Here is a 25150-nt window from a genome sequence, read left to right as displayed (position 1 = left end):
CGTTGGTGAAGGTCGCGCTCGCGAGCAGCTGGCCGCTGCTGGTCCACAGGCTTCCGACGTGCGTCCCGGTGTTCTGCGGACCCTTGTAGAAGCGGATGCTGTTGATGGTTCCGGCCGTGGCCGCCTTGAATTTCACGCCGGCCGTGCTGGCATTGGCATCGGGCTGGGATTGGACGGCCGGCACGGCCGACGGTGGCCAGATGCTGCAGGGGGAACACCCTGGGACGACGGTGACGGTCATTTCCGTCGGAGTCCCCTGAATATTTCCGATGTCATCGACCGCTCGGGATTTGACCGTTACCGTTCCGCTGCTGGGCGTTGTCCAGTTGTATCGCCAACTAGTGCGACCCGTTGCCTGAAACCATCTCGTCCCGCCGTCAAATGAAACCTCGACTCCGCCGACGACCCCGCCTCCGGTGTCAGCCGCCGTCCCTTGAACGGGGATGACGGTTCCAGCGGGTACGGTGCCGCCACTTGCCGGATAGGTGATTGCCGATGTGGGCGGAGCGGTGTCCGTTGACGCGACCGCCGGAACCAAACCCGGTTGGATGCTGGCCGGCTGGGTTTTCATGTCGGCCAGAAGGTTGACTGTCGCCTGCTGCATCCGGATATCCGTGGGGGGTGTACCGCCCAAGCGGCCGCCGCCTGCGGGGTTCAAATCATGATTGTCATCGAGTCCCCAGGACCACTGGACGGTCCCCGTGCCGAAGACCAGCGCGCCACTCGTATGCCTGTAGAGCGTAAGGCTGTGTGTCGGGGTTCCGGCGCCGTAGGTGCTGCCGAAGTTAAGCAGGTACGTCGATGATTTGATCAAGGTTGTCTTGGAGAACTTCACCAACCCCGCCGGTGCGAACCCGTTGTCGGATGCTTCGTCCCACTCGTACCCCAGCGTTCCAACGGGAAAGGTCGCCTGCTGGCCGGGTTGCAGGTTGGCAATAGACGTGTTGCGCCACAGTCGCATGTCGCGATATTCGGCGGAAACGGCGATGGCGTCGTTTGCCGGGGTATTCACCATGTACAACGGCCCCGTTAGGGCGTTCTCGGGTCTTCCGCCATCCGATGGAGGGGAGAAACGGGGATCGCGCCACGTCCCGGTCCACTGTGGACTCGGGTCGATCTTGGCGTTGGCGTGAGTCTCCTTGTAGCAGACCAGTGTCCGGAAAGGGGCACCCGTTGCATCCAGAGAGTTCTCCCATCTGGTTTTCCAGAAAACCTGGTTTCCAGAGAGGAAGATGAGACTCACCCCGTTGTCCCGGGCGTTCTGGACATTGCTTCGCATTTCATTGGACCAGTACTCGTCATGTCCGGAGGAGACGAATATCTTGTGTTCAAGAAGCTCCGCTCCCCGGCTGGCCGTGTCGACAGTGCTGGTGTAGCTGACGTCGTACCCGTTGGCCTCGATCCATCTGGCCAGAGGATACTCGGCCATGAAGAAACTGCTACGCGTAAAAAGCGGGCGGTTGTAGCTGACCTTGTAGGCGCGTCCCACCGGCTTGCCGACATAGAGGCTGTTACCGCCATACTGGTTGTACGCCTGCCATGTGGTGTCGGAGGTTTGAAGTAAGATATCCGAATTGCGGGAATCATCCCGGATGACGAATAGGATCTGACTGACCCCGGTCGTGCCGTCTTCCCGTATCATATTCGCAGCATAGACTCCGGAAACGGCGTCATTCGGCACCGGCCAGGAGGCCGACAGTCCCCAGTTTCCGCAATCGATTAGGCCGGTCGTCGTGTCACCCAGACAGGTCGGTTGCGTCTGGGGCAAGGCAGCGGAGGGCTGGATCGTCGTTATCAGCCGTGCGCCCATGCCGCCATAATATCCAATGCGGTAAATATCTATACGATAATCGGTCGCATCGGTCTTCACCTTGAATTGGACGTCCTCCCCCTTGTTCACGCTCATTTGAGTGGCGTACCCCTCGATGTTGCGGCTCTGGGTCGGTACGTCCCACTCGCTGGGAGGACTGCCAGGCAGACTGTTCTCCATACAGATGACAGAAGTGGGCGGGCAGTCGGCTCTGCGTCTCAGGGCATGGGGAGACCGGCTCCTGATCTTCGTGCCGTGTGCGCTGTCAGTTGCGCCCTTGACGGGCGACACCTCGTCGGAAGGGGAGGGAGAGGGGATGAGCCTGGAATTGCTCGGCGCCGGCCTGGCGGATTCCATCCCGTTCTCCATCAGGCCTGCCGCCGCCATCACGGTCGGCGATGCGGCCTCCGATGCGGGGGGAGGAGGTAAGGCCGCCCCAAGTAAGCTGAGCATGGCCACCGCGCCGCCTCCGAAGGTGATCGCGCTCCGGAGAATCCGCCGCAACCTCGGACCGGACTGTTGCTTGTCGTCTGGCACTTAAACTCCTCACTCGAACCATCGCATTAGATGACTAGACAACTGAAAGCCTGACGATCTGATGACCGAAAGGGGCCAGAGACGCTCCCACCTGGGGATGTCCTTGCCAGACCTTTATTGAGCCTCTGTTGAAGGGGACACTCCTGACGGCCGCGTCAAGGCAGCCCGCGCCGACGGCCGGGTCGACTCTGGTGACGTGCCCTCAGCAGACCGGACCCGGGCCTCATGGACGGCGGTGGCGCCGCCGAGACGGGTGGCGGTGAGCCGACGCTCTCGGATCTCGAGGCTGAGGCCGTGAGTGTGGCAGTTCGCCATCGACCGGATCTGATGCACCGCCACCGCGATCAGCTGTGATCTGCTCGCCTGGTTCTGCCTGCTGTGCCGCGACGACGATCTCGTGACCGCCGAACTCCGCCGCATCGCGGGCCGCCCCTCCCGCGTCCAGTCCCGGTGATACATCCGCACGGCTGCGCGTCTGGTTTTCTCCGCTCTCCATGTCCACGCGCACTCGCCTGATCCCGCGCCGCACGACGGCCTTGGGCCGAGTAGGTCACCATGGCCGTCGTGCGGGCTGCGGGCATTGCCCGCACCAGCCTGCCGGCGGCAAGCCGTCCGGACGATCAGAAGGACATCTGCGGGCGCGTGGAACCTCGCCCGGCAGGCGTGAGCCGGGCCGCCACGCCGCCCGGACACCGAAATCAGCGATCGGCTACGGCGTCAGCCGACCACACCTTTGGCCAGGAAAGATCGAGGCTAAGGCGAAACGAACATCACGTCGACCCGGTAGTCGCCGGTCGGGAAGGAGTTCTTCGCGCAACATTTGTATACGCCGTTTCCGCCTTCCGCGCCGTTCGCGAGCGCGAGCAGCTGGCCGTCGCCGGTCCACAGGCTTCCGACGTGCGTCCCGGTGTTCTGCGTGCCCTTGTAGAAGCGGATGCCGTTGACGGCTCCGGTCGTGGTCGTCTTGAATTTGACGCCGAGCGTAACGGCCTTGGAGACGGGATCACGTTGGACGGCCGGGAGCGCCGCGTCGTTCAAGAGTTATTCGCAGGGGTGAACACGACATCCACCCAGTAGTTGCTGGCTAGATAGCCGGCGGTTGGGAAGGAGTCCGTGGCGCCGTATTTGTATACGCCGTTTCCGCCTTCCGCGCCGTTCGCGAGCGCGAGGAGCGGGCTGTTCGTGTATTGCGTTGTGAAGTAGGGCCTCGTTACCGAATATCACACCGGCCGTACTGGCTTTGGGATCGGGGTAGGACTGGGCGGCCGGGACCGCTGTGTTGTCCCATAGGCTGGTCCGCACGGTCTGGATCAGTTCGGGCGACTTGCTCGGGGCGAAATGGACGATGGCCTCACCGTCGGGGGTGTCGCCGCCGAGATAGACGGCGGTGATCGAACGCTGCCCGGCGGCCAGGCTCGAGGTCGTGAAGGTTGCAGGGCCCGAGTTGTCGTGCCAGCCCGAGCCGATGACGGTCGAGCCATCCTTGAAGACCACCTCGCCCTGGGGGACGAGCGAGCCCGTGACCGGGCTCACCACGGCGGTGAAGGTGACCGGTTGTCCCTGCTGGGAGGGGTTGGCCGACGTGGTCAGGGTTGTCGTGGTCGGCGGGTCGTTCGGCACGCTGATACGGGTTTTCGGTGGGTCACTGGCGCCTTGGAGCGTGACCGTGTTGTTGAGCGCGAAGGCGCGGCCGTTGAGGGTGGCGCCGGGGCCCACCGTCACCGATGTCAGCGCCAGAACGTTTCCCCGGAAGGTGGAGAACGTTCCAAGCGTCGCGGAGCCGCTGACTCGCCAGAAGACATTGTCCTCCTGGGCGCCGTTCACAAGGTTGATGTTGCTGACGTTTGCCGCGGAGAGGGTGGACGCGTTGAAGATGAAGACCGCGTCCGGATCATCGTCGGCATCGAGTGTGAGCGTCCCGGATATTCCGAAGGTGCCGTCGGCGGAGTTGTAGACGCCCGGGGTCCTGGTCGTGCCGCCGAGCTCTGTCGGTATGGTGACGACAGGTGTCCGCCCGGCGATGTCGTTGTAGGCGGCGACCAGGTCGGCTTTGGCGCCGGACGCCGTAGCGTCGCCCGCGTGGACGGCTCCGCTCACCGTGCCGGGTGGGAATCCGGTCACCGAGATGCCCGGACTCACTCCGAGGTCTCCGGTGATCGCCGTGAGATTCGTATTCGTCACGGCGGTCCCGGCCAGAACGCCGAAGGGCGCGGCGTCGCCGAGACTCACCGGTGCCTGATCCGCGTTCGCGCTGTGTGGCGTTCCGACGATCACGCCCATCGACAGGACAGTTGTCAGCAGTACTACAAGCCAAGAGCGACCGACGCTCCGCCGGAGAAAGCCGCGGTGACCGGTTTCACGCTTCAGCTGTGCCGGCGAAGTCGTACTGGCCGGTTGCTCGGGTGGGCTGTAATGGGGTTTGGACATGGGAGTCAACTCTCCGGTGATCTCAGGTGTCGGACCTTGCGTGCAGTCCGTACATTAAGGATCAACCTCGCGATCCCTGCTTACTTCTGCCCGGTCGGTCACTGTTTTTAATAAAAATTAAAGATGCTGGCGGTGAGAAACGCCGACCTGGCATCTTGGTTCCCGTTGAAGGCGCCGCGACTCATGAGGGCGGACAAGGCTTTGACGATGTCATTATATGTCTGCAGTGAATCGCGGGTCGAATTCCATCGACGCTTGTTTAAAGCAGGGTTAACCTGCGGATATCTTCCGTGGCCAGTGCCCTGAGTGGGTTCGCTGTCCAGCTGCAGGCTTCCCTGGCGGATTACAGTGTCTTTGATTGTTTTTATGAGAGAATCCGCTTCGGATGACCACTTATGGCCGCTTACCCGGCCAGGGCGCTCAAGGCGATCAGGGGGCGCACTTTCGCATGGCAACGGGCAGGGGTGCCGGCGGGACAGGGCGACCCCGGCGCCGGCCGTCCCGCCGGCGCCCGCACCGATCACACAGGCACCGACAGGACTTCCGGTGACGATGTCCGCAGGCCGGATGGAGGGCGGCGCCTCCATCCGTCTGCCGGTCCAGGAGAGTGGTCCCGGCCGTTTCGGCGGTCATACTTGCCGAGGTCGCTCCCGGAGCCGGGGATTCCAGTGTTCCGCAGGCTGTCGCCGATGCGGCGACCGCCGTGTTCCTGCGAGGAATCAATGGGTTCTCCCTACGGCGAAAATCGGATTTTCGAGTCACCGCATTGCATGGCGGTGCAAACGAGAGATGCCCATTCATGAAGTGGTGATGCTTGATCGAAGTTACGATTGGGGCAAACAAACGACACGCCGAGATAAAAGGTGTCCGTTTGGTCGGCATCTTTCGTGATCTCAACTCATTTAGTGAACGCGCACCATTGTGTCGTTATCCGGTTACCGTGGGAGGCGAGGTCCAGGCACAGGCGCATGCCGTGGTTCCGGAGTGCCCGGCTGATGAGACATCGGATATGGCGGTGCGGGTCACGAGTTGCCTGCAGGGCAAGACGTCATGAGGCCCCGCGAACAGGTGATTGTCAATGGCGCCTGTTCCTGCGGAGCCTCGTCGTCATTGACTCTGCCGTGTCCGTCGGCCAGTGGGCGGGTCGGCGCACCAGAACGGGTGCCGACGGCTCTGGGGGTACGGCAAGGCGGTGGGTGCTGCCGTCGGAGTCGGCGGGCGCTGTCCCGTTCGGCATCCCCGATCTCACGATCTGAGAACGCCGGAGTCAGGAAAAGGTGCTGATCTATGTCGTCCCGCGGTCGAGCACCTGCTGATTCACCACGGGTGATTCGCTCGGGGCGAATTCGACCCAGGCCTCGCCGACGGAGGTGCCACCGGCCACGTAGACAGCCGTGATGGGGTGCACGCCACTGGTGAGTTCCGCGGTCGTGAACGTCGCGACGCCGAGGTCGTCGAGCATGGCCGAGCCGATGACGACGGAGTCGTCCTTGAAGAGCACGGTATTAGTGGGGCTGACCCCATGGAAGTCCCCGCTTACCTTGGCGACGAAGGTGACCGGATCCCCCAATTGGGACGGGTTCAACGACGAGGTGAGAGACGTCTCGGTCTCTGGGGCGTTCGGCAGCATGATCTGGGTGGTCGGCAGGATGGTCGTGCCGTTCAAGGTGACCACGTTGTTCAGCGCCATGGCACGGCCGTGCATCGCCGCGCCCGTCATCACCTTGACATCGTTCAGGGCCAGGACGGTCCCCCGAAAGGTGGAGTATTCCCCCAGGGTCGCCGAATCGCCGACCTGCCAGATGATGTTGTCCTCCTGGGCGCCGTTCGTGAGGTCGATGTTGCTGGTCTTTGCTGTGTTGAGAGCGGAATCGGCTTGGAAGATGAAGGTTGCGTCCGGGTCGCCCTGAGCGTCGAGTGTGAGCGTCCCGGCTAGCTTGAAGACGCCTCCGGGAGTGTCGTAGACACCCGGCGTGATGGTCGCCCCTTCTCCAAGGTTCGGCGGGATGGTGGCGGTGGGCGTCCGCCCGGCCGCGTCGTTGTAGGCGGCGACCGCGTCGGCCTTTTTCTGCTGCGCCGCTGCGTCGTTCTTGTGCACCTCTCCGCGCACTATCCCCGGTGGGAAGCCGGTCATCGTGATGCCCGGGCTCAAGGCGACCGTACCGATGATCATGGTGAGATCCGTGCCTGTGACCGCGTTGCCGGCCATGACCGCGCAGTCCTCGGCTTGCCCGAGGGTTACCGGCTGTATGTCTGCGTTCGCGCTGAGTGGCATCACAAGGGGTGTGCCCAATGTGAGGAAGGCTGCGAGAGCCGCTTCCAGGTAGGGGCTGAGGCCATTCCGACGGAGAGCGCGAGGGCGATCACTATTTATCATAAGATTGTCCCTTTGTCTGGTAATTTGAAATCGATGTGCACCTGAGAAATCGACCTTACTGTTGTCGTTCTCGCCATCCTGAATCGACATGCAGCGGACCGGCGAAATGCGGAGGCGACACGCCCAGGGGCCCAAATCAATGTTGTGAGAACACTCGGCTCCTACAGTCAGGTCATATATCACTTGAAGTGACGGGGGTCCTGACATGGGAGAGAAGCTGGTCGTTGTCGGCCAGGGTTACGTCGGCCTGCCTCTGGCGATGCGGGCGGTCGACGCGGGGTTCGACGTCGTGGGGATCGACCTGGACGAGTGGCGGGTCAAGCGGCTCAACGCCGCCGAGTCCTATGTCGAGGACGTCGGCGACGAGACGCTGGCCGCCGCCCACCGGTCGGGGCGCTATCTGGCCAGCGCCGACTACGCCGACGCCGAGGGGTTCGACGTCTGCGTGATAACCGTGCCGACGCCGCTGCGCGAAGGCGTTCCCGACCTGCGCCACATCGGTGCGGCGGGGGAGTCGCTCGCCCCGCTGCTGCGGCGGGGCGCCACGGTGGTGCTGGAGTCCACCACCTATCCGGGAACCACCGAGGAGTACCTGCTGCCACTGCTGGAGGACGGCTCCGGGCTGCGGGCACCGCAGGACTTCCACCTGGGCTACAGTCCCGAACGGATCGACCCGGGCAACGCGCGCTGGCGCCTGGAGAACACGCCGAAGGTGGTCTCCGGGATCGACGGGGCGTCCCTGGAGAGGATCAGGGCGTTCTACGCGAGGATCGTGGACGAGGTGGTCCCGGTCTCCTCGCCACAGGTGGCCGAGCTGTGCAAGCTCCTGGAGAACACCTTCAGGCATGTCAACATCGCCCTGGTGAACGAGCTGTCGATCTTCGCGCAGCAGCTCGGCATCGACGTCTGGGAGGCCATCGACGCCGCCTCGACCAAACCGTTCGGCTACCTGCGCTTCACCCCGGGGCCCGGGGTCGGCGGGCACTGCCTGCCGATCGACCCCTCGTACCTGTCCTGGAAGGTCAAGCGCAGCCTGGGGCACAACTTCCAGTTCGTGGAGCTGGCCAACGACATCAACGACCACATGCCGGACCAGGTCGTGCGCCGGGTCGGCCTCGCGCTGAACCGCCTGCGCAAGCCGGTCAACGGCAGCCGGGTGCTCGCGCTCGGCCTCGCGTACAAGAAGAACGCCGGAGACTGCCGCGAGTCGCCCGCGATCGACGTGGTCAGGGGCCTGCGCAAGCTGGGCGCGGACGTGCGGGCCGCGGACCCGCATGTGGACTGCTTCCTGCTGCCGGAGGGCGTCGAGGTCGTCGCCTTCTCGGAGCGGGAGCTGGCGGCGGCGGACGTGGTGGTGGTCCTCACCGACCACGACCGCTTCGACTACGAGCTCGTCCAGCGGGCGAGCGCCTTCGTCCTCGACACCCGGAACCGGTGCCGCGGGCCCAACGTCGAGAGGCTGTGACCTTTCGGCGCGGGGTCCGCGGCTCCGCGGCGGGTCAGGACTTCATGACGCGGGCGATCAGTTCCTCGACCTGGCCGTTGAGCTTGGCCCCCCGGGGCCACCCGGCGTAGTGGGTGAGGAAGATGACGATCTCGCGCAGCTCGTCGGGGGTGAGATCACCGGTCCTCAGCGCCGCGTCCAGCTGGAGCCCGACGACGTCGTCCATGCCCTGCCCGACGAGCAGGCCGACCAGCAGCAGCCGCCGGTCGCGGGTCGAGATCCCCTCCCTGGACCACACCTCGGCGAACAGGTGCTCGACGGTCATCCCGAAGAAATCGCCAGGACCGTCCCCGACGTGATCCCAGCCGTAGACCTGTTTCATGATCTCCAATCCGCGCCTCCGGCGGTCAGGAGTGTCATTCGTGTGATCGCTCATGGGGCACTCCGAGTCCGTCGGCCAGCCGTTCGAGGGCGAGGGCGGCCAGGGGGGTCTCCACCCCTCTGGCCCGTGCCAGTTCCAGTGCGAGGGTAAGGTCTTTCTCACCCAGAGTCCTAACATGTAGCAATATGTCGTACCAGGGATCGTCCGGCGTTACAGGTCCCGTCGTCTTCCTCAACATGATCGCCCCGGGACCGCCGGTGATCGCGTCCGAGTGCTTGACGGCCCGCGCCAGCGCCTTCAGTGAGATCCCGCACGACTCGGCCAGCCGCTGAGCCTCCGCCGCCGCGGCGAACGACGCGAAGTGCAGCAGGTTACGCGCCAGCTTCGCCCTGGTGCCGGCCCCGGCGGGGCCGACGTGCAGCACCAGCTCCGCCCAGCGTCCGAACGGCTCCTCGCACCGCTCGACCGCCTCCTGCGGGCCGCCCACGAACACCGCCAGCCTGCCCTGGTGCGCGCCCATGAAGCCGCCGCTCACCGGGGCGTCCACGACGTGCACGCCGTACGGCTCGGCTTCGGCCGACAGTTCCTCGGCGGTGGACGGGGCGATCGTCGAGTGGACGGCGATCACCGTGCCCGCCCTCGCGGCCGGCAGCCCGGCGCGCACGACCTGGCGTACCTGCTCGTCGTCGAGGACCATCACCTCGATCAGATCGGCCTCGGCCATGATCTCCAACGGGTCCGGTACGGCCCGCGCGCCCTTCTCCACCACCGGCGCGCACGCCTCGGCCCTGATGTCGTGCACGAGCAGCCCTCCGGGCCAGCCGGCCAGGTGCGTGGCCATCGGCGCGCCCATCTGCCCCAGCCCGATGAATCCGAGTCTCATTGGAGAACCCCCTCGTTGATTCGAAGGTCACTCGATTGGGGTTGCGTCCAGGTCGCGCCGCTCATGACCGGATCACCTGCCCGCCGTCCACATTGAAGATCTGCCCGGTGATCCAGCCCGCCTCGTCCGACAGCAGGAACAGGCACATCCCCGTCAGGTCCTCGGGCCGCCCGAGCCGCTTGAGCGCCAGGTCGCCGACCATCCGCTTGCGGTAGCCCTCGGGGACCACCGCCCGGGTGGCCTCGGTGTCGGTGGGGCCGGGGGCGATCGCGTTGACCCGGATGCCCATGCCGCCGAGTTCGTGGGCGAGCTGCTGGGTCAGGCCGTTGATCCCGACCTTGGCCAGGCCGTAGAACCCGGAGTAGACCCACGCGGCGGTCGACGACTGGTTGACGATCGAGGCGCCCTCGCCCATCAGCGGATAGCAGGCGCGCACGCAGTTCAGCGCCCCGTCCAGGTTCACCGCCATGAACCTCCGGTAGTAGTCCCAGTCCACGGTGATCAGGAAGTCCAGCCTCATCCCGCCGTAGATCGCGGCGTTGTTGACCAGGTAGTCAAGCCTGCCGAAACTCTCCCTGGCCGTCTCGGCCATCGCCCTCGCCGACTCCGGATCGGCCACGTCGGTCCTGACGAACACCCCGCCGACGTCCTTGGCCACCCGCTCGCCGAGTTCGGTCTCCAGGTCGGCCACCACCACCTTCGCGCCCTCGGCCGCCAGGGCGCGGACGTAGGCCTCGCCGATTCCTCGCGCGCCGCCGGTGACGATCGCGACCCTGTTCTCGAAACGCATCACTGACCTCCGTGAGGGGTGGCGACGACCTTGCTCTCCAGGTACTCCTCGAAGCCGAGCACGCCCATCTCCCGGCCGATCCCCGACTGCTTGTAACCGCCGAACGGCACGTCCCCGCCGTACCACTGCCCGCCGTTGACGCCGACCGTTCCGGTCCGCAGCCGCCTGGCCACCGCCAGCGCGCGCTCCTCGTCACCCCCGTGCACCGCGCCCGACAACCCGTACGGCGAGTCGTTGGCGATCCGCACCGCGTCGTCGTCCCCGTCGTGCGGCACGGCCACCAGGACGGGGCCGAAGATCTCCTCCTGGGCGACCCTGGCGGAGTTCGGCACCCCGACGATCAGGGTCGGCTCGATCCAGAAGCCCCGCTCCCGGTCCGGTGGCCGCCCACCGCCACAGGCGAACGCGCCGCCCTCGGCCACGGCCAGCCGCAGGTAGGACTCCACCCGGTCCCGCTGCACGGCCGAGATCACCGGTCCGCAGACGGTCCCGGGGTCGGCGGGGTCGCCCACCCCCAGCTTGCCCAGTGTCCTGGCCGCGGCGTGCACACCCTCGTCGAACCGCGCCCGGGGCAGCAGCAGCCGGGTCGTGAGCGCGCACCCTTGTCCGGCATGGGTGGCCACCGCGAAGGCCGCCATCGCCGCGGCCGAACCGATGTCCGCGTCCTCCAGCACGACGTAGGCGGACTTGCCGCCCAGTTCCAGGAAGACCCGCTTCACGGTCGCCGCCGCCGAGGCCATCACCGAGCGGCCCGTCGCGGTGGAACCGGTGAACGAGACCAGGTCCACCCGGGGGTCGGCGACCAGCTGGGCGCCGAGCGCATGCGAGGAGGAGGTGACGACGCCCAGCACGCCGGGCGGGAAGTCCGTCTCCTCAGCGGCGATCCGCGCCATGAACTCGGCCACCAGGGGAGTGTCGGGGGCGGGTTTGAGCACCACGGTGTTACCTGCCGCCAGCGCCGGGCCCAGCTTGGCCAGGTTGATCTGGTGCGGGAAGTTCCACGGGGTGATCGCGCCGACCACCCCGGCGGGTTCGCGCAGCAGGGTACGCCGCGACGTCATGCCCATCGGCGCGCCCACCCCCAGATCCCGCGACCACTCGTAGGACTCGGCGAGGTCGGCGAACCACCCCAGGTCCGCCACCGGGGCGTCCAGCTGGGGGCCGTACGTCAGGAAGACCGGGCAGCCGGCCTCCGCCACGGTCAGCTCCCGCAGTTCGGAGGCGTGCGAGACGAGCCCGTCTCGCAGCTGGCGCAGGCAGCGGGCCCGCAGCCGCGGATCGGCGGACCACACCCCGGCGTCGAACGCCTCCCGCGCCGCGCCGATCGCCGCGTCCATGTCGGCGGGCGTCCCGTCGCGGGCCTCGCCGACCACCTCCTCGGTGGCGGGGTTGACGCTCGCGAACCGGCCGCTCATCGCCGCCCCCTTACGGCCGGAGCCCGCTCCGGCGCGCGATCGGAGGGTGGCGCGGCCCGTTCCGGAACCCGGCGCGGCGCACGGCCGGGACGGCGGCTCACGGGCGGTCCCAGAGAGCGACGGGGGCGCCGCCCAACCGGTACCAGCCGTCGGGTCTGCCGCCGGCGCGCTCCATCCGGCGCTTCATGCCGTCGGTCAGCACGCCCGCCTGGATCATCTCCACGAACAGCGCGGTGGCGTTGCCGAAGTCGAACCAGTCACGCTGCCACGACCACTTCATCTCACCGGCGTACCTGAACCACGAACCGCCGATCCCCGCCACCTCGTACGGCGTGCCGTCGGGGCGCGTCGCCTCGGCGACCTGCTTCCAGAAGCCGACCACCTCACCGGCGACCTCGTCGACGAGGACCTTCTGGTAGGGGTACCGCCAGCCGTCGAGACCGCCCATCTCCTGGCCGAGCGCGATGTCGCGGATCTCCTGCCGGCCCACGGCCATGAACTCCAGCTCGGGCCCGAGGTTCCAGCCGTAGGTGGCGTCCTCGGTGTAGAGGGAGGCCAGCGGCCTCCAGTCGCCGAGGCGCTCGCACTCCCGGTTGGACGACAGCCACAGCCGGACCATCTCGTCCAGCTCTTCGCGGGGATACATCAGTCCTCCAGTCGCAGGGCCCGGGTCGGGCAGTTCCGCACGGCTTCGCGCACCGCGTCGAGCAGGGTGTCGGGCAGCGAGTCGGGCAGGGCGCCTCGCTGAATCTCCACCACGCCGCGTCTGGGCACGGAGAAGACCTCCGGGGCGGCGAACTCGCACTCGGCGTGCCCCTGGCACAGGTCGGGATCCAGGACGACCCTCATCGGGCCCGCCTGCGGTAGCGGACCGCGCAGGGCTGCCGGAGCTGGACGACCATCTTGCTGTGGTCGTTCTCGTAGCTGTCCAACGGCTGGGCGGGTGTGAACTCCCAGTCCCGCAGCAGCACCGAGAAGATCGCCTTCAGCTGGACCATCGCGAACTGGGCTCCCACGCAGCGGTGCCTGCCGGCCCCGAACGGGATCCACGTCCACCGGTTGACCAGGTCCTCCTGGCGCGGTTCCGCGTAGCGCCCCGGCTGGAACTCGTCCGGCGCGGGGAAGTCGCCGGGCAGCCGGTTGGAGATCGCGGGGGAGGCGGCCACCAGCTCGCCGGGCTCGATGTCGTACCCGCACACCCGCTGCGGTGTCTTGGCCATCCGCATGAGCAGGATCAGTGGCGGGTGCAGCCGCAACGCCTCCTTGATCGCCGACTCCAGCACCGGGATCTCGCGCAGCGCCTGGAAGCTCACCGTGGAGCCGTCGGCGTACAGCGCGTCCAGCTCCCCGGTCACCTCCGTCAGCACTGCCGGGTTGCGCAGCAGCTCGATGAGCGTCCAGGCGGCGGTGCCGGAGGTGGTGTGGTGCCCGGCGAACATCATCGAGATGAACATCCCGGTGACCTCGTCGGCGCCGAAGCGTGGCGTGCCGTCCTCGTTCTTGACCGAGAGCAGCACATCCAGCAGGTCGCGGTCCTCCCGCGTCACCGGGCCGCTCTCCTGGCGCGAGTCCATGATCTCCTGGACCAGCGCCACCAGCTTCACCCTGGCCTCGTCGCGGCGGCGGAACGACTCGATGTCGGCGTACGGGTCCACGAACGCGATCGGGTCGGTGCCGCGCTCAAGATCGTGGTAGAGGCGCGCGAACCGCACGTCGAGCTGTTCGCGGAACCTCCGGCCGATCAGGCACGAGGAGGAGGTGTAGATCGTCAGCTCGGCGAACCAGTCGAGCAGGTCGATCTCGCCCTCGTCGCCCCAGAGCGCGACCAGCTCCCTGACCTCCCGCTCGATGGTCTCGGCGTGCCCGCGCATCATGGTGGCCCGCAACGCCTGGTTGTGCAGCATCTCCTTACGCCGTTCGGGCGGGGCGTCGAACACCACGCCCTCCCCGAAGATCGGTTTCATGAACGGGTACGCCTCGGCCTGGTCGAGATCCTCTTCCGTGGAGCGGAAGAAGAACTCGTTGGCCTCCGCGCCGGACAGCAGCACGACGGGCCGCCCCGCCAGCGCGAACGCGCCGACGTCCCCGCACTCCTCCCGTACCCGCCGCATCAACCCGATCGGATCGGTGCGCAACTCCGCTAAATGCTCACTCCCCGAAACCACAGGCCTGCTGTTGGCGACGCTGGCGCGTCGCGGTTCGGCCGCTGGGATCCGGTTCCTTCCCTCGTCGTTCATCCGCTTCGCTCCTTCACTCCTCAGTCCAGTCACCGGCGCGGCCTCACGGGTAGTCCCTCAGGGGAATGTCCTAGGCGCGTCCTCATGGGTGTTCTTGGTGTAGGGGGGCTTCGGGTTCGATTTCGAGGAGGGTTATGTGGGCGCCGCGGGGCATGGAGACGACGGCGAGAACGGCGGCGGCCACGTCGAGGGGTTTGAGGAAGCGGTCGTGCCTGGCCAGCCCGAACCTGGTCCAGTCGTCCAGGACCGGTTGCAGGACTTCCACCGGCCAGGTGGACCCCATGCCCGACAGGGTCGGCCCTGGGCGCAGGATCGAGGCGCGTACCCCGGTGCCTTCCAGCTCCATCTGCATCGCCCTGGCCAGCCCCTCCAGCCCGTTCTTGGCGGCGACGTAGGCGCCCATCCGGGGGCGCGGCAGGCGTACCACGTCAGAGGTGACGAACACGATGTCACCGCGGCCCCTGGCCGCCATCGCGGGGACCACCGCGGACACGAACCGCTGGGTGCCGACGAGGTTGAGCTGGAGTTGGGCCTCGAAGGAGGGGACGGAGGTCTGGTAGGAGTTCTCCGGCGTCACCTCTCCGGCGCAGGTGACCACCACCTCTACTTCACCTAACGCTTGCTCAGCTTCGGAGACAAAAAAAGAGACGGACCCGTCCGAGGTCACATCCAGCGGCAGCGCCACCGCCTCCCCGCCCCCGGCCCGGATCTTCGCCGCCAGTTCCTCGCAGATCGCCGTCCGGCGCGCTCCCAACGCCACCGGATACCCGGCCTCCGCCAGCCTCACGGCCACGGCCGCGCCGATGCCCGACGAGGCTCCGGTGACCAGGACCGGCCTGCGTTCGGGATGCGGGGGAATTCTCGGCATGGGGAACCTCCATGGTCAGCGGCTCGCGGATGGCTCGGTCATCGGGGGCGGCGGGGGGCTCGGGTGGCCCGGGCGCCGGGCGGGCAGCACGGTGCGGGGCGCTCGGGACCCCGGCCGGCGCCTCGGACGTCGTACGAGGCGGGAGGCGCTCCGGATACCTCGGTGGCGGTTCATCGGTGTGTCACGCTCATCGGCAGGTGGGCGAAGCCGCGTACGTTGGCGGAGTGCACCCGTTCCGCCAAGGCCAGGTCGATCTCGTAGCCGGTGATGTGCCGGGCCAGTTCGCCGAGCACCACCCGCGCCTCCAGCCGGGCCAGTGAGGCGCCCAGGCAGAAGTGGCCGCCGCGGCCGAAGCTGATCAGTTCGCCGGTGTCACGGTCGAGGTCGTAGCGGTCGGGGTCGGGGAACACCCGCCCGTCGCGGTTGGCCGAGCCGACCAGGAGCAGCAGCCGGGAACCGGCCGGCAGTCGCGTACCGTACATCTCCACCTCGCCGGTGACGCGCCTGGCGAGCATCTGCGAGGAGGTGTCATAGCGAAGGGTCTCCTCCACCCACGGCCCGATCGCCCCGCCCAGCGCCTTGGCGCCCTCCGCCGGGTTCAGGTACGCCCAGTACAGGGCATTGGCGAGCAGCTTCGTGGTGGTCTCGTTGCCCGCGACCACCATCAGGAACAGGAATGCGATGATCTCCTCGTCGGTCAGCCGGTCACCGTCGATCTCCGCGTCCAGCAGGGCGCTGGTCAGGTCCTCGGTCCTGTGCGCGCGGCGTCGGGCGAGCATGTCGGAGTAGTAGACGACCAGATCCAGCGAGGCGGCCATGCCCTCCTGGGGCACGTCCTGCAGGCCGTCGTCGCGGTGCACCACCACGTCGGCCAATCGTCGCAGCTCCTGCCGGTCGGCCTCGGGCACCCCCATCAACTCGGAGATCACGTCCATCGGCACCCGTCCCGCGACGGCGGTGACCCAGTCGAACCGTCCGGACTCCAGCGCCGGTTCCAGGTACAGCCGGGTGATCTCCCTGATCCTCGGCTCCAGGGCGGCCACCCGGCGCGGGGTGAACCCCCGCGAGACCAGCGCCCGCATCCTGGTGTGCCGGGGCGGGTCCATGGCCAGGAAGGACATCGTCCGGTGCGCCTTCGGCCCCCATGCGGTGGGCTCCAGCGACACCCCGTACCCGTTGGAGTAGGTCGAGGTGTCCCTGAACGCGGCGCTCACGGCGTCGTGCCGGGACAGCGCCCAGAAGTCCAGTTCCTCATTGCGGTAGAGCGGCGCCTCCTCCCGGAGCCTGGCGTAGATCGGATACGGATCCTCATGAACCGCGTAGTCATAGGGGCTGTAAACAAGCTGTGTTGTCGGCGACGCTGGGCGTCGCGGTTCGGCCGTTGGGACCCGGTTCCTTCCCTCGTCGTTCATCCGCTTCGCTCCGTGTTGTCGGCGACGCCGGCGCGTCGCGGTTCGGCCGCTGGGATCCGGTTCCTTCCCTCGTCGTTCATCCGCTTCGCTCCTTCACTCCTCAGTCCAGTCACCGGCGCGGCCTCACAGGGTTTCCTCGGCGGGGAAGATGGTTCTGGCGGTGGTGGCGAGGAGGTCGGGGAGGTCGAGGTAGGAGAGGTGGCCCATTCCCGCCTGGACCAGCGCGCCGTAGAAGGCCAGCTCGAAGGCCTGCAGGGCGGCGGGAGAGGCGTCGGTGGCGCCGGAGATCCGCTCGTGGACGCGGAGCCCGATGCGGGCACGCAGCCGGAGGACGTTGGGCTCGTCGGCGAGCATCGCGGTGGTGCACGCGGCCGAGAGCGCCGGGTCGTCGGCGACCAGCAGCGCCACCGCGCTCAGCGCCCCGGCGGCCCGGTCGGCGGGGGAGCCGCCGGGGAGTGGGTCCGGTTCCGGCAGGTCGCGCAGCCGCCGCCAGAACACCTCCGCCAGCAGGTGGTTCTTGGAGGCGAAGTAGGTGTATGCGGTGGCGGGCGCGACCCCGGCCCGCTTGGCGACCCCGCGCACCGTCAACCCCTCGTACCGGTGCTCGGCGACCTCCTCGACCGCCGCCTCGGTGAGCCGGCGCACGGTCTCGGCCTGCCGGTCCGACAGCCGGGCCCGGGGCGGCTCGGTGGTCCTGGGCATTGTCGCTCCTCAAACTGGACACCTGTCCAGAAGCTAGCCCACACCCCGTCACTTGCCTAGTCCCAAACTCCCGGAGGGGGCGGGTGTCTCCGAACCTTCCCGCCCCCACAGGGCCGGTACGGGGCACGGGTGCCACGGCCCGCCACAATGGGAGCGACTCCACTCGTGGCATGGGAGCCGTGGAATCCAGAAAAGTCAGGAAAGGGGAAGCGGATGGGATGCGTGCTTGTCACCGGGGCCTCGCGGGGGCTCGGTGCCGCCATCGCCGTGCGGCTCGCCGAGGACGGCTGGACCGTCGGTGTCAACTACGCCCATGACACCGCGGGTGCCACGGCCGTCGCCGAGCGTATCTCCGCGGCCGGGGGCCGGGCGTGCGTGGCCCGTTTCGACGTGACGGACGAGGAGTCGGTACGGCGGGGGATCGCGGAGCTGACCGAGAAGGCGGGACCGGTCGAGGTCGTGGTCAACAACGCGACCGGACCCCAGCCGCTGGTCCCCCTCGCCGAGCAGACCTGGGAGCATCACCTCGACCAGCTCCGGTTCTTCGTCAAGGCGCCGCTGCTGATCCTGCGGGCCGTGCTGCCCGCGATGCGCGAGGCCGGCTCGGGCCGGATCATCAACGTGGGCAGCGAGGTCGTCGACCTGGGCAACGTTGAGATGGGGCACTATGTCGCGGCCAAGGCGGCGATGCACGGCCTGACCCGTTCCTGGGCCAACGAGCTTGGGCGGTACGGCATCACCGTCAACACCGTCGAGCCCGGCTGGATACCGGTGGAGCGCCACGAGGGAATGGACGTCGAGGAGTACCGTGCGGGCCTGCCGCTGGGCCGGATGGGGGTGCCCACCGAGGTGGCCGACGCGATCGCCTTCCTGGCCTCGCCCGGCGGCCGTTTCATCACCGGCCAGCGCCTGGCGGTCAACGGCGGCAACACCATGTCCTGAGGCCCGCCGGCCGCCGCCCCGCCCCCCGGTCACCTTGATCCCGCTTCCGGCCGGCACCCGTCTGCGGCCTGCGGTTCGCGTGCCCCCGGCCCCCTGTCCGAGCCGTCGCGAGAGCGCCGGTCGTCGGCCCATGTCCTGACGGTCCGCCGGCTCGTCCGGCTCGGACAGTGCGCACCCAGCTCTTGAGAGCGCTCTCAGAAGGATGGGGTTTGGCCCGCCCGGCCAGGGGTGATGTGGTCGTATCGCGTTGTGAAGGGCATGGTGAGCGGGGTTTGTAAACCGCAGGTCAGGTATCGAACAGGTGTTCATTCGAGAGAGCGCTCTCGCGAAACTATTGACTCGGCAGCGTCACAGCGTAAGGATCTGCGAAGTGCGGACTCGGGGGGCCGCCACGACCGTCGCTGTGCCTGGAGAACGGACCTTCGATGATCAGACCCTTCGCCCGGCCGGGCGCCAACCGGAGCCGGCTCGCGGTGCTGGCGAGCCTCACAGTCCTGGCGGCCGGTGTCGCCGGGATCCCGAGCGCGGGTGCCGAGACCGCGACGGGCGGCCGGCAACCGGTGATCGGCAAACCGGCCCTGGACGCCCGCGGTTGCGCCCGTATCGAGAAGAAGCTGCCCACCCTCGCCGAGTGGCCCAAGGTCGACAGCGCCATCGGCCAGAACCGGTCGGACGAGAAGCGGGTGGCGAAGATCCTCGCGGGCATGACGCTCGCCGAGAAGGTCGGCCAGATGACCCAGCCGGAGATCAGCGCGATCACTCCCGACGAGGTCAAGCAGTACTTCATCGGCTCGGTGCTCAACGGCGGCGGCGCGTGGCCCAACCGCGACAAGCACGCCGCGCCGAAGGACTGGCTCGACCTCGCCGACGCCTACTGGAACGCCTCCGCCGCCACTCGGACGAAGATCCCCGTCATCTGGGGCATCGACGCCGTCCACGGCAACAACAACGTCTACGGTGCGACGGTCTTCCCGCACAACATCGGCCTGGGCGCCGCGCAGGACCCGTGCCTGGTGCGTGACATCGGGGCGGCGACCGCCAGGCAGATCCGCGCCACCGGCCAGGACTGGGCGTTCGCGCCCACCCTCGCCGTCCCCCTCGACGACAGGTGGGGCCGTACCTACGAGGGCTTCTCGGAGGACCCTCGGATCACCCGCGCGTACGGCTACGAGGCGGTCAAGGGGCTGCAGGGCAGGCACCCGCGAGGAATCGGCTCCGACGGCGTCATCGCCACCGCGAAGCACTTCATCGGTGACGGCGGCACCATCAAGGGTGTGGACCAGGGCGTCAACCCCTCGTCCGAGGCCGAGATGATCAACGTGCACGGCCAGGGCTACTACAGCGCGCTCGCGGCCGGCGCCCAGAGCGTGATGGCGTCGTTCAACAGCTGGACCAACGCCGACCTCGGTATCAACGAGGGCAAGCTGCACGGCAGCAAGCGGGCCCTCACCGACATCCTCAAGCAGAAGATCGGCTTCGACGGCATCGTCGTCTCCGACTGGAACGGCATCGGCCAGGTCGCCGGATGCACCAACGCGAGCTGCCCGCAGGCGATCAACGCGGGCATCGACGTGGTCATGGTGCCCAACGACTGGAAGGCGTTCATCGCCAACACGATCGCCCAGGTCCAGAACGGTGAGATCCCGATGGCGCGCATCGACGACGCGGTGACCCGCATCCTGCGCGTGAAACTGCGCACCAACGTGCTCGACGGGCCGAAGCCCTCCAAGCGCGCCTTCGCCGGTTCCAGTGACGCGCTGCAGGCGAGGAAGCTCGCCAGGGAAGCGGTGCGCAAGTCGCAGGTCCTGCTCAAGAACAACGGCAAGGTGCTGCCGCTGGCCGCGAACTCCAAGGTCCTCGTGGTCGGCAAGAGCGCCGACAGCCTGCAGAACCAGACCGGCGGCTGGACCCTCACCTGGCAGGGCACCGGTAACGTCAACGCCGACTTCCCCAACGGTACGACGATCCTCGGCGGCCTGCGCGAGGCGCTCGGCGCGGCCAACGTCACCTTCAACGAGACCGGCGAGGGCGTCGACCCCTCGTCGTACGACGCGGTCATCGCGGTGATCGGCGAGACGCCGTACGCCGAGGGCGTCGGGGACCTCGCGCGGCGCTCGCTGGAGGCCGCCAAGATCTACCCCGCCGACCGCGCCGTGCTGGATCGGGTCAGCGGCAAGGGTGCGCCCGTCGTCACCGTCTACGTCAGCGGCCGGCCGCTCTGGGTCAACAAGGAGCTCAACCGCTCCGACGCCTTCGTCGCCGCATGGCTGCCGGGCACCGAGGGCGGCGGTGTCGCCGACGTGCTCGTCCGGGGCAGGTACCGCGACGGCTTCACCGGAAAGCTGCCCTACTCCTGGCCCAAGAGTGCCTGCCAGACGCCGCTTAACGCGGGCACCGAGGGCTATGACCCGCTCTTCCCGCTCGGCTACGGCCTGCGCAACGGCCAGACAGGGTCGGTCGGCACGCTGGACGAGACCGCGCCCGAGTTCGGCTGTGGCGGGCAGGGCGGCGGCGGTGAGGCGAGCGAGGATCTGGAGATCTTCAACCGGACCGACATCGCGCCCTACAAGAGCTTCATCGGTTCGGCGGAGAACTGGGGCGGCACCGAGATCGGCGCCGACGGCCAGGCGTCGCACGCCGAGATCTCCGTGGTGCAGTCAGACGTCAACGTGCAGCAGGACGGCCTGAAGGCGACCTGGAGCGGCACCGGTCCGGCCCAGATCTACCTGCAGGACCCGGCGGGCGGTTCCGATCTTCGGGGCTACCTCAACGCCGATGCGGCTCTGGTCTTCGACACGATCGTCCACCAGGCCCCGGCCGCCAGGACGGTGCTCAGCGTGCACTGCGTCTATCCGTGCTTCTCCGAGGTGGTGGCGACCTCCCTCTTCCAGGGACTCCCGGCCGGGAGCAAATCGACGGTCAAGATTCCCATCGCCTGCTTCGCCGCCGGGGGCCTCGACCTGGAGGTGGTCAACACTCCGTTCCTCGTCTACACCGACGGAGCGTTCTCCGCCTCGTTCGCCAATGTCCGCTGGGTGCCGAAGGCGGCCAACGACCCCGACGCCAGGAAGTGTGAGGACCTGACCTAGGTCTTCTCTCGCACGAAAGATCCGAGGGACAGGTCTCGGTGGTCCGGCCACCGAGACCTGTCCCTCGCGTCTCCGGTCCCGGGCAGGTGGGTCAGTCCGTGGGCAGCAGGGTTCCGAGCGGCCCGAGGTCGAGGTTGAGGTCGGAGGGGGAGAGTCCGAAGCGCTCGCACAGTTCGGTCATCGCCTCCTCCAGACGCATGAGCGTCAGTCCCAGCACCTCGACCTGCTCGTCCGACAGGTCACCCCGGTCCATCCGGCGCACGCACTGGCGTTCCACCAGTTGCCGGATGAGCTCGACGAGGGTGAGCACGAGGCGGGTCAGGTCCCGCTCGACCGCCTCCGGATCGGTGTTCACCCGCCAGTGGCCGCTCCGCGCCGTCCCCCGTGCCGTTCCCCGAGCCGTTCTACGCGTGTTCCGGAAACCCTCCCATACGCCGCCGGCCCCCTCCCACACCCCATCGGTCCTCTCCCACACCCCACCGGCCTCCTGCCACACCCCGCCCGCCCCGCTCACCTCGCCGGAGCTCCTCCGGGTGTTTCCGGAAGTTCCGGGTGAGGTCTCAGCGGGCACCCGCGCCCTGCCGGATGCCTGCCGCGCGGGGCGTGGGTCCTCCACGGCGGCACCGGGTCTCTCCCGGGTGACACCGGGGACCTCCGTCTTGCGGAGCTTCTTCTCTGACGGGCGGTTCACCGCGGGAACCCCTGGTCCGGTGAGTCGAGCGCCTTCGCCGGGGCGGTCGCGCCGGAGGTCCGTACGACCGTGACCGTGCCGGGCGGGTTCGCGGAGGGGACCGGGTCGATCGCCCATACGGATGTGATCAGGGCGCGTAGGGAGATGCGGACGAGGTCGACGTCCGCGATGGAGAGCACGAGGTCGCCGCTGACGACGACCCCGCCCGCCAGCAGCCGGTCGAGCAGGTCGACGAGCGCCACGCGCTCGGCGGGAATGCGTCCCTGGGCGGCGAGCTCGGCGCCGCGCGGGCGGTGGTCACGTGTCATCGGAGGTCTCCCGGTCGGCCGGGCCGAGATCCAGCGCGGTGAAGGAGTAGGGCGCCCAGGGGCCGGTGAGCTCCACGTCGATCCCCTGCCCGCGCAGACCGTCGACGGTCGCGACGAACTCCTCCGCACGGTCCTCGTCGACGAGGTAGGCGCCGTTCAGCACCATCGGGTCCTCGCGGCCGGACAGCTCCGGATCCTGGGGCCGGTGACGATGACTCGCGACGGCGGTGGCGGCCACGGTGGCATGGATGTGCTCCGCGCGCTCGGCTGTCAGGCGCCACGTCTCCTCCCGGTCGCGCAGATTCGCCCGGCGACGTTTCAGGTAGGCCGTGCCCGGCCTGTCGTCCTCCGGCTCCGCGGCGGAGTCGGCGGACCCGGCCGAGGGGGAGTCGGCCGCGGCCGCACAGGCGTACGCCTTCACTCCCCACTCCCTGCGACCGGTGATGCGGGCGAGCACCGCGGCGAAGTCGTCATGCCTGCGGTGCAGCAGGTCACGGATCTGGTCCTCGGTGCTGTAGACGGTCACCAGCCGGACCGGTGCCGTGGGAGCCTGCTGTGACACGGCCTCCACGACGCGATGGTGAGCGCGGGCCGTCTCCCCGACCCAGTCCAGATCCTCCAGGGAACGCCGCAGCGGCTCCTCGCCGAACTCGTCCAGGGGAACCGGGCTCACGTACGCGACCAGACCCTCGTGCGTGATCGCACGTACGGGGGCCCCGGCCACGCCCGACACGTCGGCGGGCAGAGCGCGGCCCAGGTCCTGGGAGATCGCGTAGAGATACGTACCGGCCTCAGCCATCGCGTTCCCGCTTCCCGAACCTGTCAGGTTCGCTGTACTCCCGTGGCCCTCTGGCACCTCTCGACTCCTTGACCTTCCTGGGGGATCTCTCTTCCCACTCGTCTGGCCGGCCTTCCCCGCCCTCCCCGGCGGCGGCCAGTTGACGGCGGAGACGACGGTTCTCCGCGACCAGGTCTCGATCCTGCGCGGTGACCCACGGGTCGTGCTCCCACCAGTCGATGCCCAGTTCCCGGGCGGTGTCCACCGAGGCGATGAGCAGGCGCAGCTTGATGGTGAGCAACTCGATGTCCAGCAGGTTCACTCGGATGTCGCCCACGATCACGATGCCTCTGTCGAGCACCCGTTCCAGGATGTCGGCGAGATTGGCGGGACCCCCGTTGCTCGCCAGGCCTCCGCCGTAGGCCCTGGGGAGCGCGCCGGATCGCCCCACCTCGGCCATGTCAGCCCACCTCGCCGCTGTCGGGCCTGCCTCGCCGGTAGCGTCGCACCCTGCGGTACGACAGGAGGTTCCCTTCGGCGTCCATCTCGGCCCGGTAGAGCGAGAGCATGTCGCCGGAGGAGGGGACGTGACGGTCCTCGACGACCTCGACCTCGACCAGCCAGCCGTCCTTCTCCGGCCGGACCAGTGTCACCCCTTCGGTGTCCTTGTCGATCAGCTCGGCGATGTGCCGCCGACCGGCCGCTCCGGCGGTCGTCGCGGACAGCATGTGGGAGCGCCGCCGCGGTCGCCGGGCGGACTTCACCGACCGGCCGTCACCGTCCGGACCCTCCTCCTCTTCGCCGTCCTCTGTGTCCTCATACGACTCCTCGTCCTCGTCGAAAGCCTCGTCATCGTAGGAATCGTCGGTAGGGCGCTCCTTGCGAGGGCTGCGTTTGACAGGCACGGGCTCACTCTCCTCATCGTCTCCCGGCCGGCGGAGCCGCACCGGCTAAATGATCATCCCTTGGAGGATCTCCTCCGCGGCCTGGGCTTCCTCCTCCTCGGAGATCTCACCGGCGGCCCTCGCCTCTGCCAGCTCCTCCAGGCGGCGCCTGACCGCCATGGGGCTCCAGAGTTCCTGCTCGGCCTGCTCCTCAAGCAGTTCCGCGAGCCGGACCAGCCCGCGGACCGGTGCGAACGGCAGACCCAGGATCAGTCCTAGTGGTCCCACGTCATCACCCGCTCTCCTGTGTCCTGACGAAGTCGTACGGTGCCAGCGGGCCCAGCAGTCGTAGCCCGACCAGGCCCTCCCAGCGCTTTCCGAACACGTCCAGGGCCTTTTCGATATCCGGCTGCCGGTCGGTCCGCACGAGCAGGGCGAGGTGGGCGGCGTCCTGCTCATGGGTGGGATCGCGCACGGCGATGTCGACGCAGAGCGGAGCGAGGGCATCGACCAGTGCGGCGGTGTCGGCTTCACGTCTGGCCGTGATCGACGCGTTGATCAGTTCTCCGATCCGCATCCTGGTGTCCCAGGTCGCCTCCTCGGGGAGGTCGCGGATCTCGTCGCGCAACCTCGCTATCTCGGGGTTCTCCTCCAGCACCTTCCGCAGGACGGTCTGCTCGACATAGCGCCCCTTCACCACGAACTCCGCCTGTCCCTCCAGGGCGTTCAGCGTGGCGAGGAACTCGTCGTGGTGCGGCGTGAGCAACTCGTCGACGACCGCCCGGGTGTCCGTCACCACCGCCCCGAAACGGATCGGGAGCACGGGCACCTCCGCGGCGGCTTCGTCCAGCAGTCGCTCGTGGGCCATGAGGTCATTCGGCCTGCCCAGCGGGCGGTCGGTGGCCACGTCGCTCACCAGGGCGGCGATCTCGCCGTACCGCACCAGCCTGACCGCGCCCGGCGGGTCTCCCACCCCGAGGGTGTCCGAGGTCAGTTCGACGTCCGCCGGGACGATCCCGTAGATGTAGGCGCTGGTGCCGGGCCTGGAGGCGCCGGCCCCCCCGGCGCCGGCGGTCCCCCGCCGCTCGGAGGCGGAACGTCTCTGGGTGGCGCGAGCGCCGGACGTGGACCCGCCGGACCGGGCGGCCTCCGGCTTCGCGCTGGAAGCGTGCAT

At 68.2% G+C, this 25150-nt stretch carries 22 protein-coding genes and 3 pseudogenes; 3 read left to right on the top strand and 22 right to left on the bottom strand.

Annotation, left to right across the window (positions count from 1 at the left end; genetic code table 11):
- The 5 genes and pseudogenes from IG98_RS0136140 to IG98_RS47700 all read right to left on the bottom strand — a co-directional run.
- Nucleotides 1-1906: N,N-dimethylformamidase beta subunit family domain-containing protein (locus IG98_RS0136140; RefSeq protein ID WP_245651865.1), on the bottom strand; the 1906-nt coding region annotated here is incomplete at its 3' end.
- Nucleotides 1907-3100: 1194 nt separating this feature from the next.
- Nucleotides 3101-3385, bottom strand: a complete 285-nt coding sequence (locus IG98_RS0136130) for a DUF4082 domain-containing protein (protein ID WP_030923002.1) — start codon at nucleotides 3383-3385, stop codon at nucleotides 3101-3103.
- Nucleotides 3382-3507 (bottom strand): annotated as a pseudogene (locus IG98_RS53820) (hypothetical protein); the annotation flags it as partial. The gene IG98_RS0136130 and the pseudogene IG98_RS53820, both read right to left, overlap by 4 nt.
- A gap of 151 nt (nucleotides 3508-3658) precedes the next feature.
- A pseudogene (locus IG98_RS47705) lies at nucleotides 3659-4627 on the bottom strand (ice-binding family protein); the annotation flags it as partial.
- Nucleotides 4628-6059: 1432 nt separating this feature from the next.
- Nucleotides 6060-6983 carry an ice-binding family protein gene (locus IG98_RS47700; RefSeq protein WP_051753387.1) on the bottom strand — a complete coding sequence of 308 codons (924 nt, stop codon included), beginning with the start codon at nucleotides 6981-6983 and terminating at the stop codon, nucleotides 6060-6062.
- A 373-nt stretch (nucleotides 6984-7356) separates the two neighbouring features.
- Between IG98_RS47700 and IG98_RS0136115 the strand changes: the two genes are divergently transcribed.
- Nucleotides 7357-8616, top strand: a complete 1260-nt coding sequence (locus tag IG98_RS0136115) for a nucleotide sugar dehydrogenase (RefSeq protein ID WP_030922993.1) — start codon at nucleotides 7357-7359, stop codon at nucleotides 8614-8616.
- A 34-nt stretch (nucleotides 8617-8650) separates the two neighbouring features.
- Here the strand turns inward: IG98_RS0136115 and IG98_RS0136110 are convergent, their stop codons facing one another.
- The 10 genes and pseudogenes from IG98_RS0136110 to IG98_RS0136065 form a co-directional block, all read right to left on the bottom strand.
- The gene (locus IG98_RS0136110; RefSeq protein WP_245651864.1) at nucleotides 8651-8977 is read right to left on the bottom strand and encodes a carboxymuconolactone decarboxylase family protein; all 327 of its coding nucleotides are present in this window, start codon (nucleotides 8975-8977) and stop codon (nucleotides 8651-8653) included.
- Between the two features lie 34 nt (nucleotides 8978-9011).
- Entirely contained in the window at nucleotides 9012-9860 is an 849-nt protein-coding gene (locus tag IG98_RS0136105; protein WP_030922991.1) for an NAD(P)-dependent oxidoreductase, read from the bottom strand.
- Between the two features lie 61 nt (nucleotides 9861-9921).
- The gene (locus IG98_RS0136100; RefSeq protein WP_030922990.1) at nucleotides 9922-10650 is read right to left on the bottom strand and encodes an SDR family oxidoreductase; all 729 of its coding nucleotides are present in this window, start codon (nucleotides 10648-10650) and stop codon (nucleotides 9922-9924) included.
- Nucleotides 10650-12071 (bottom strand): annotated as a pseudogene (locus IG98_RS0136095) (aldehyde dehydrogenase); the annotation flags it as partial. The pseudogene IG98_RS0136095 and the gene IG98_RS0136100, both read right to left, overlap by 1 nt.
- 91 nt (nucleotides 12072-12162) lie before the next feature.
- Nucleotides 12163-12711: a Cif family virulence factor gene (locus IG98_RS0136090; RefSeq protein ID WP_030922986.1), complete on the bottom strand. Its 549-nt coding sequence runs from the start codon at nucleotides 12709-12711 to the stop codon at nucleotides 12163-12165.
- On the bottom strand, nucleotides 12711-12914 hold the full coding sequence (locus IG98_RS0136085) for a ferredoxin (protein WP_030922984.1): 204 nt from the start codon (nucleotides 12912-12914) through the stop codon (nucleotides 12711-12713). The genes IG98_RS0136090 and IG98_RS0136085 overlap by 1 nt, the downstream gene beginning before the upstream one ends.
- A complete protein-coding gene (locus tag IG98_RS0136080; RefSeq protein WP_084195900.1) occupies nucleotides 12911-14302 on the bottom strand; it encodes a cytochrome P450 in 1392 nt (463 codons plus the stop codon). The genes IG98_RS0136085 and IG98_RS0136080 overlap by 4 nt, the downstream gene beginning before the upstream one ends.
- Nucleotides 14303-14384: 82 nt before the next feature.
- On the bottom strand, nucleotides 14385-15170 hold the full coding sequence (locus tag IG98_RS0136075) for an SDR family oxidoreductase (RefSeq protein ID WP_030922977.1): 786 nt from the start codon (nucleotides 15168-15170) through the stop codon (nucleotides 14385-14387).
- 170 nt (nucleotides 15171-15340) lie between these two features.
- Nucleotides 15341-16582 carry a cytochrome P450 gene (locus tag IG98_RS0136070; RefSeq protein ID WP_063766349.1) on the bottom strand — a complete coding sequence of 414 codons (1242 nt, stop codon included), beginning with the start codon at nucleotides 16580-16582 and terminating at the stop codon, nucleotides 15341-15343.
- A gap of 123 nt (nucleotides 16583-16705) precedes the next feature.
- On the bottom strand, nucleotides 16706-17284 hold the full coding sequence (locus IG98_RS0136065) for a TetR/AcrR family transcriptional regulator (RefSeq protein WP_030922973.1): 579 nt from the start codon (nucleotides 17282-17284) through the stop codon (nucleotides 16706-16708).
- A gap of 213 nt (nucleotides 17285-17497) precedes the next feature.
- Between IG98_RS0136065 and IG98_RS0136060 the strand changes: the two genes are divergently transcribed.
- Together IG98_RS0136060 and IG98_RS0136055 are read left to right on the top strand one after the other, a co-directional pair.
- The gene (locus tag IG98_RS0136060; protein ID WP_030922972.1) at nucleotides 17498-18226 is read left to right on the top strand and encodes an SDR family oxidoreductase; all 729 of its coding nucleotides are present in this window, start codon (nucleotides 17498-17500) and stop codon (nucleotides 18224-18226) included.
- 425 nt (nucleotides 18227-18651) lie between these two features.
- Entirely contained in the window at nucleotides 18652-21315 is a 2664-nt protein-coding gene (locus tag IG98_RS0136055; RefSeq protein ID WP_030922969.1) for a glycoside hydrolase family 3 protein, read from the top strand.
- Between the two features lie 91 nt (nucleotides 21316-21406).
- On the opposite strand, the gene IG98_RS53815 is transcribed toward IG98_RS0136055, so the two are convergent.
- From IG98_RS53815 to IG98_RS0136020, 7 genes are read right to left on the bottom strand one after another with little or no spacing between them, the layout of a single operon-like run.
- Nucleotides 21407-22006 carry a gas vesicle protein K gene (locus tag IG98_RS53815; protein ID WP_245651863.1) on the bottom strand — a complete coding sequence of 200 codons (600 nt, stop codon included), beginning with the start codon at nucleotides 22004-22006 and terminating at the stop codon, nucleotides 21407-21409.
- The gene (locus tag IG98_RS45730; protein ID WP_037972169.1) at nucleotides 22003-22314 is read right to left on the bottom strand and encodes a gas vesicle protein; all 312 of its coding nucleotides are present in this window, start codon (nucleotides 22312-22314) and stop codon (nucleotides 22003-22005) included. The genes IG98_RS53815 and IG98_RS45730 overlap by 4 nt, the downstream gene beginning before the upstream one ends.
- Nucleotides 22304-23113, bottom strand: coding sequence for a GvpL/GvpF family gas vesicle protein (locus IG98_RS0136040; protein WP_030922960.1), 810 nt, complete (start codon nucleotides 23111-23113; stop codon nucleotides 22304-22306). The genes IG98_RS45730 and IG98_RS0136040 overlap by 11 nt, the downstream gene beginning before the upstream one ends.
- Complete coding sequence (locus tag IG98_RS45725; protein WP_051753385.1) at nucleotides 23106-23552, bottom strand: gas vesicle protein; 447 nt, start codon at nucleotides 23550-23552, stop codon at nucleotides 23106-23108. Before IG98_RS45725 ends, IG98_RS0136040 begins: the two co-directional genes overlap by 8 nt.
- Before the next feature lies 1 nt (nucleotide 23553).
- A complete protein-coding gene (gene gvpO / locus IG98_RS49460) occupies nucleotides 23554-23997 on the bottom strand; it encodes a gas vesicle protein GvpO (RefSeq protein ID WP_084195906.1) in 444 nt (147 codons plus the stop codon).
- Nucleotides 23998-24042: 45 nt separating this feature from the next.
- On the bottom strand, nucleotides 24043-24264 hold the full coding sequence (locus IG98_RS0136025) for a gas vesicle protein GvpG (RefSeq protein WP_030922954.1): 222 nt from the start codon (nucleotides 24262-24264) through the stop codon (nucleotides 24043-24045).
- Between the two features lie 4 nt (nucleotides 24265-24268).
- On the bottom strand, nucleotides 24269-25150 hold the full coding sequence (locus tag IG98_RS0136020) for a GvpL/GvpF family gas vesicle protein (protein WP_084195899.1): 882 nt from the start codon (nucleotides 25148-25150) through the stop codon (nucleotides 24269-24271).

The sequence above is a fragment of the Streptosporangium amethystogenes genome, assembly GCF_000721075.1.
Classification (GTDB): domain Bacteria; phylum Actinomycetota; class Actinomycetes; order Streptosporangiales; family Streptosporangiaceae; genus Streptosporangium; species Streptosporangium amethystogenes.
The sequence above is the reverse complement of the archived record's forward strand: the minus strand, read 5'-3'. Positions and strand labels throughout refer to the sequence as shown.

Bases quoted from the DNA above. Each gene is read 5' to 3' on its own strand.
- IG98_RS47700 (WP_051753387.1), bottom strand. From the start codon at position 6,983: ATGGCCGGCAACGCGGTCACAGGCACGGATCTCACCATGATCATCGGT.
- IG98_RS0136115 (WP_030922993.1), top strand. From the start codon at position 7,357: ATGGGAGAGAAGCTGGTCGTTGTCGGCCAGGGTTACGTCGGCCTGCCT.
- IG98_RS0136110 (WP_245651864.1), bottom strand. From the start codon at position 8,977: ATGAAACAGGTCTACGGCTGGGATCACGTCGGGGACGGTCCTGGCGAT.
- IG98_RS0136105 (WP_030922991.1), bottom strand. From the start codon at position 9,860: ATGAGACTCGGATTCATCGGGCTGGGGCAGATGGGCGCGCCGATGGCC.
- IG98_RS0136100 (WP_030922990.1), bottom strand. From the start codon at position 10,650: ATGCGTTTCGAGAACAGGGTCGCGATCGTCACCGGCGGCGCGCGAGGA.
- IG98_RS0136090 (WP_030922986.1), bottom strand. From the start codon at position 12,711: ATGTATCCCCGCGAAGAGCTGGACGAGATGGTCCGGCTGTGGCTGTCG.
- IG98_RS0136085 (WP_030922984.1), bottom strand. From the start codon at position 12,914: ATGAGGGTCGTCCTGGATCCCGACCTGTGCCAGGGGCACGCCGAGTGC.
- IG98_RS0136080 (WP_084195900.1), bottom strand. From the start codon at position 14,302: ATGAACGACGAGGGAAGGAACCGGATCCCAGCGGCCGAACCGCGACGC.
- IG98_RS0136075 (WP_030922977.1), bottom strand. From the start codon at position 15,170: ATGCCGAGAATTCCCCCGCATCCCGAACGCAGGCCGGTCCTGGTCACC.
- IG98_RS0136070 (WP_063766349.1), bottom strand. From the start codon at position 16,582: ATGAACGACGAGGGAAGGAACCGGGTCCCAACGGCCGAACCGCGACGC.
- IG98_RS0136065 (WP_030922973.1), bottom strand. From the start codon at position 17,284: ATGCCCAGGACCACCGAGCCGCCCCGGGCCCGGCTGTCGGACCGGCAG.
- IG98_RS0136060 (WP_030922972.1), top strand. From the start codon at position 17,498: ATGGGATGCGTGCTTGTCACCGGGGCCTCGCGGGGGCTCGGTGCCGCC.
- IG98_RS0136055 (WP_030922969.1), top strand. From the start codon at position 18,652: ATGATCAGACCCTTCGCCCGGCCGGGCGCCAACCGGAGCCGGCTCGCG.
- IG98_RS45730 (WP_037972169.1), bottom strand. From the start codon at position 22,314: ATGACACGTGACCACCGCCCGCGCGGCGCCGAGCTCGCCGCCCAGGGA.
- IG98_RS0136040 (WP_030922960.1), bottom strand. From the start codon at position 23,113: ATGGCTGAGGCCGGTACGTATCTCTACGCGATCTCCCAGGACCTGGGC.
- IG98_RS45725 (WP_051753385.1), bottom strand. From the start codon at position 23,552: ATGGCCGAGGTGGGGCGATCCGGCGCGCTCCCCAGGGCCTACGGCGGA.
- IG98_RS0136020 (WP_084195899.1), bottom strand. From the start codon at position 25,150: ATGCACGCTTCCAGCGCGAAGCCGGAGGCCGCCCGGTCCGGCGGGTCC.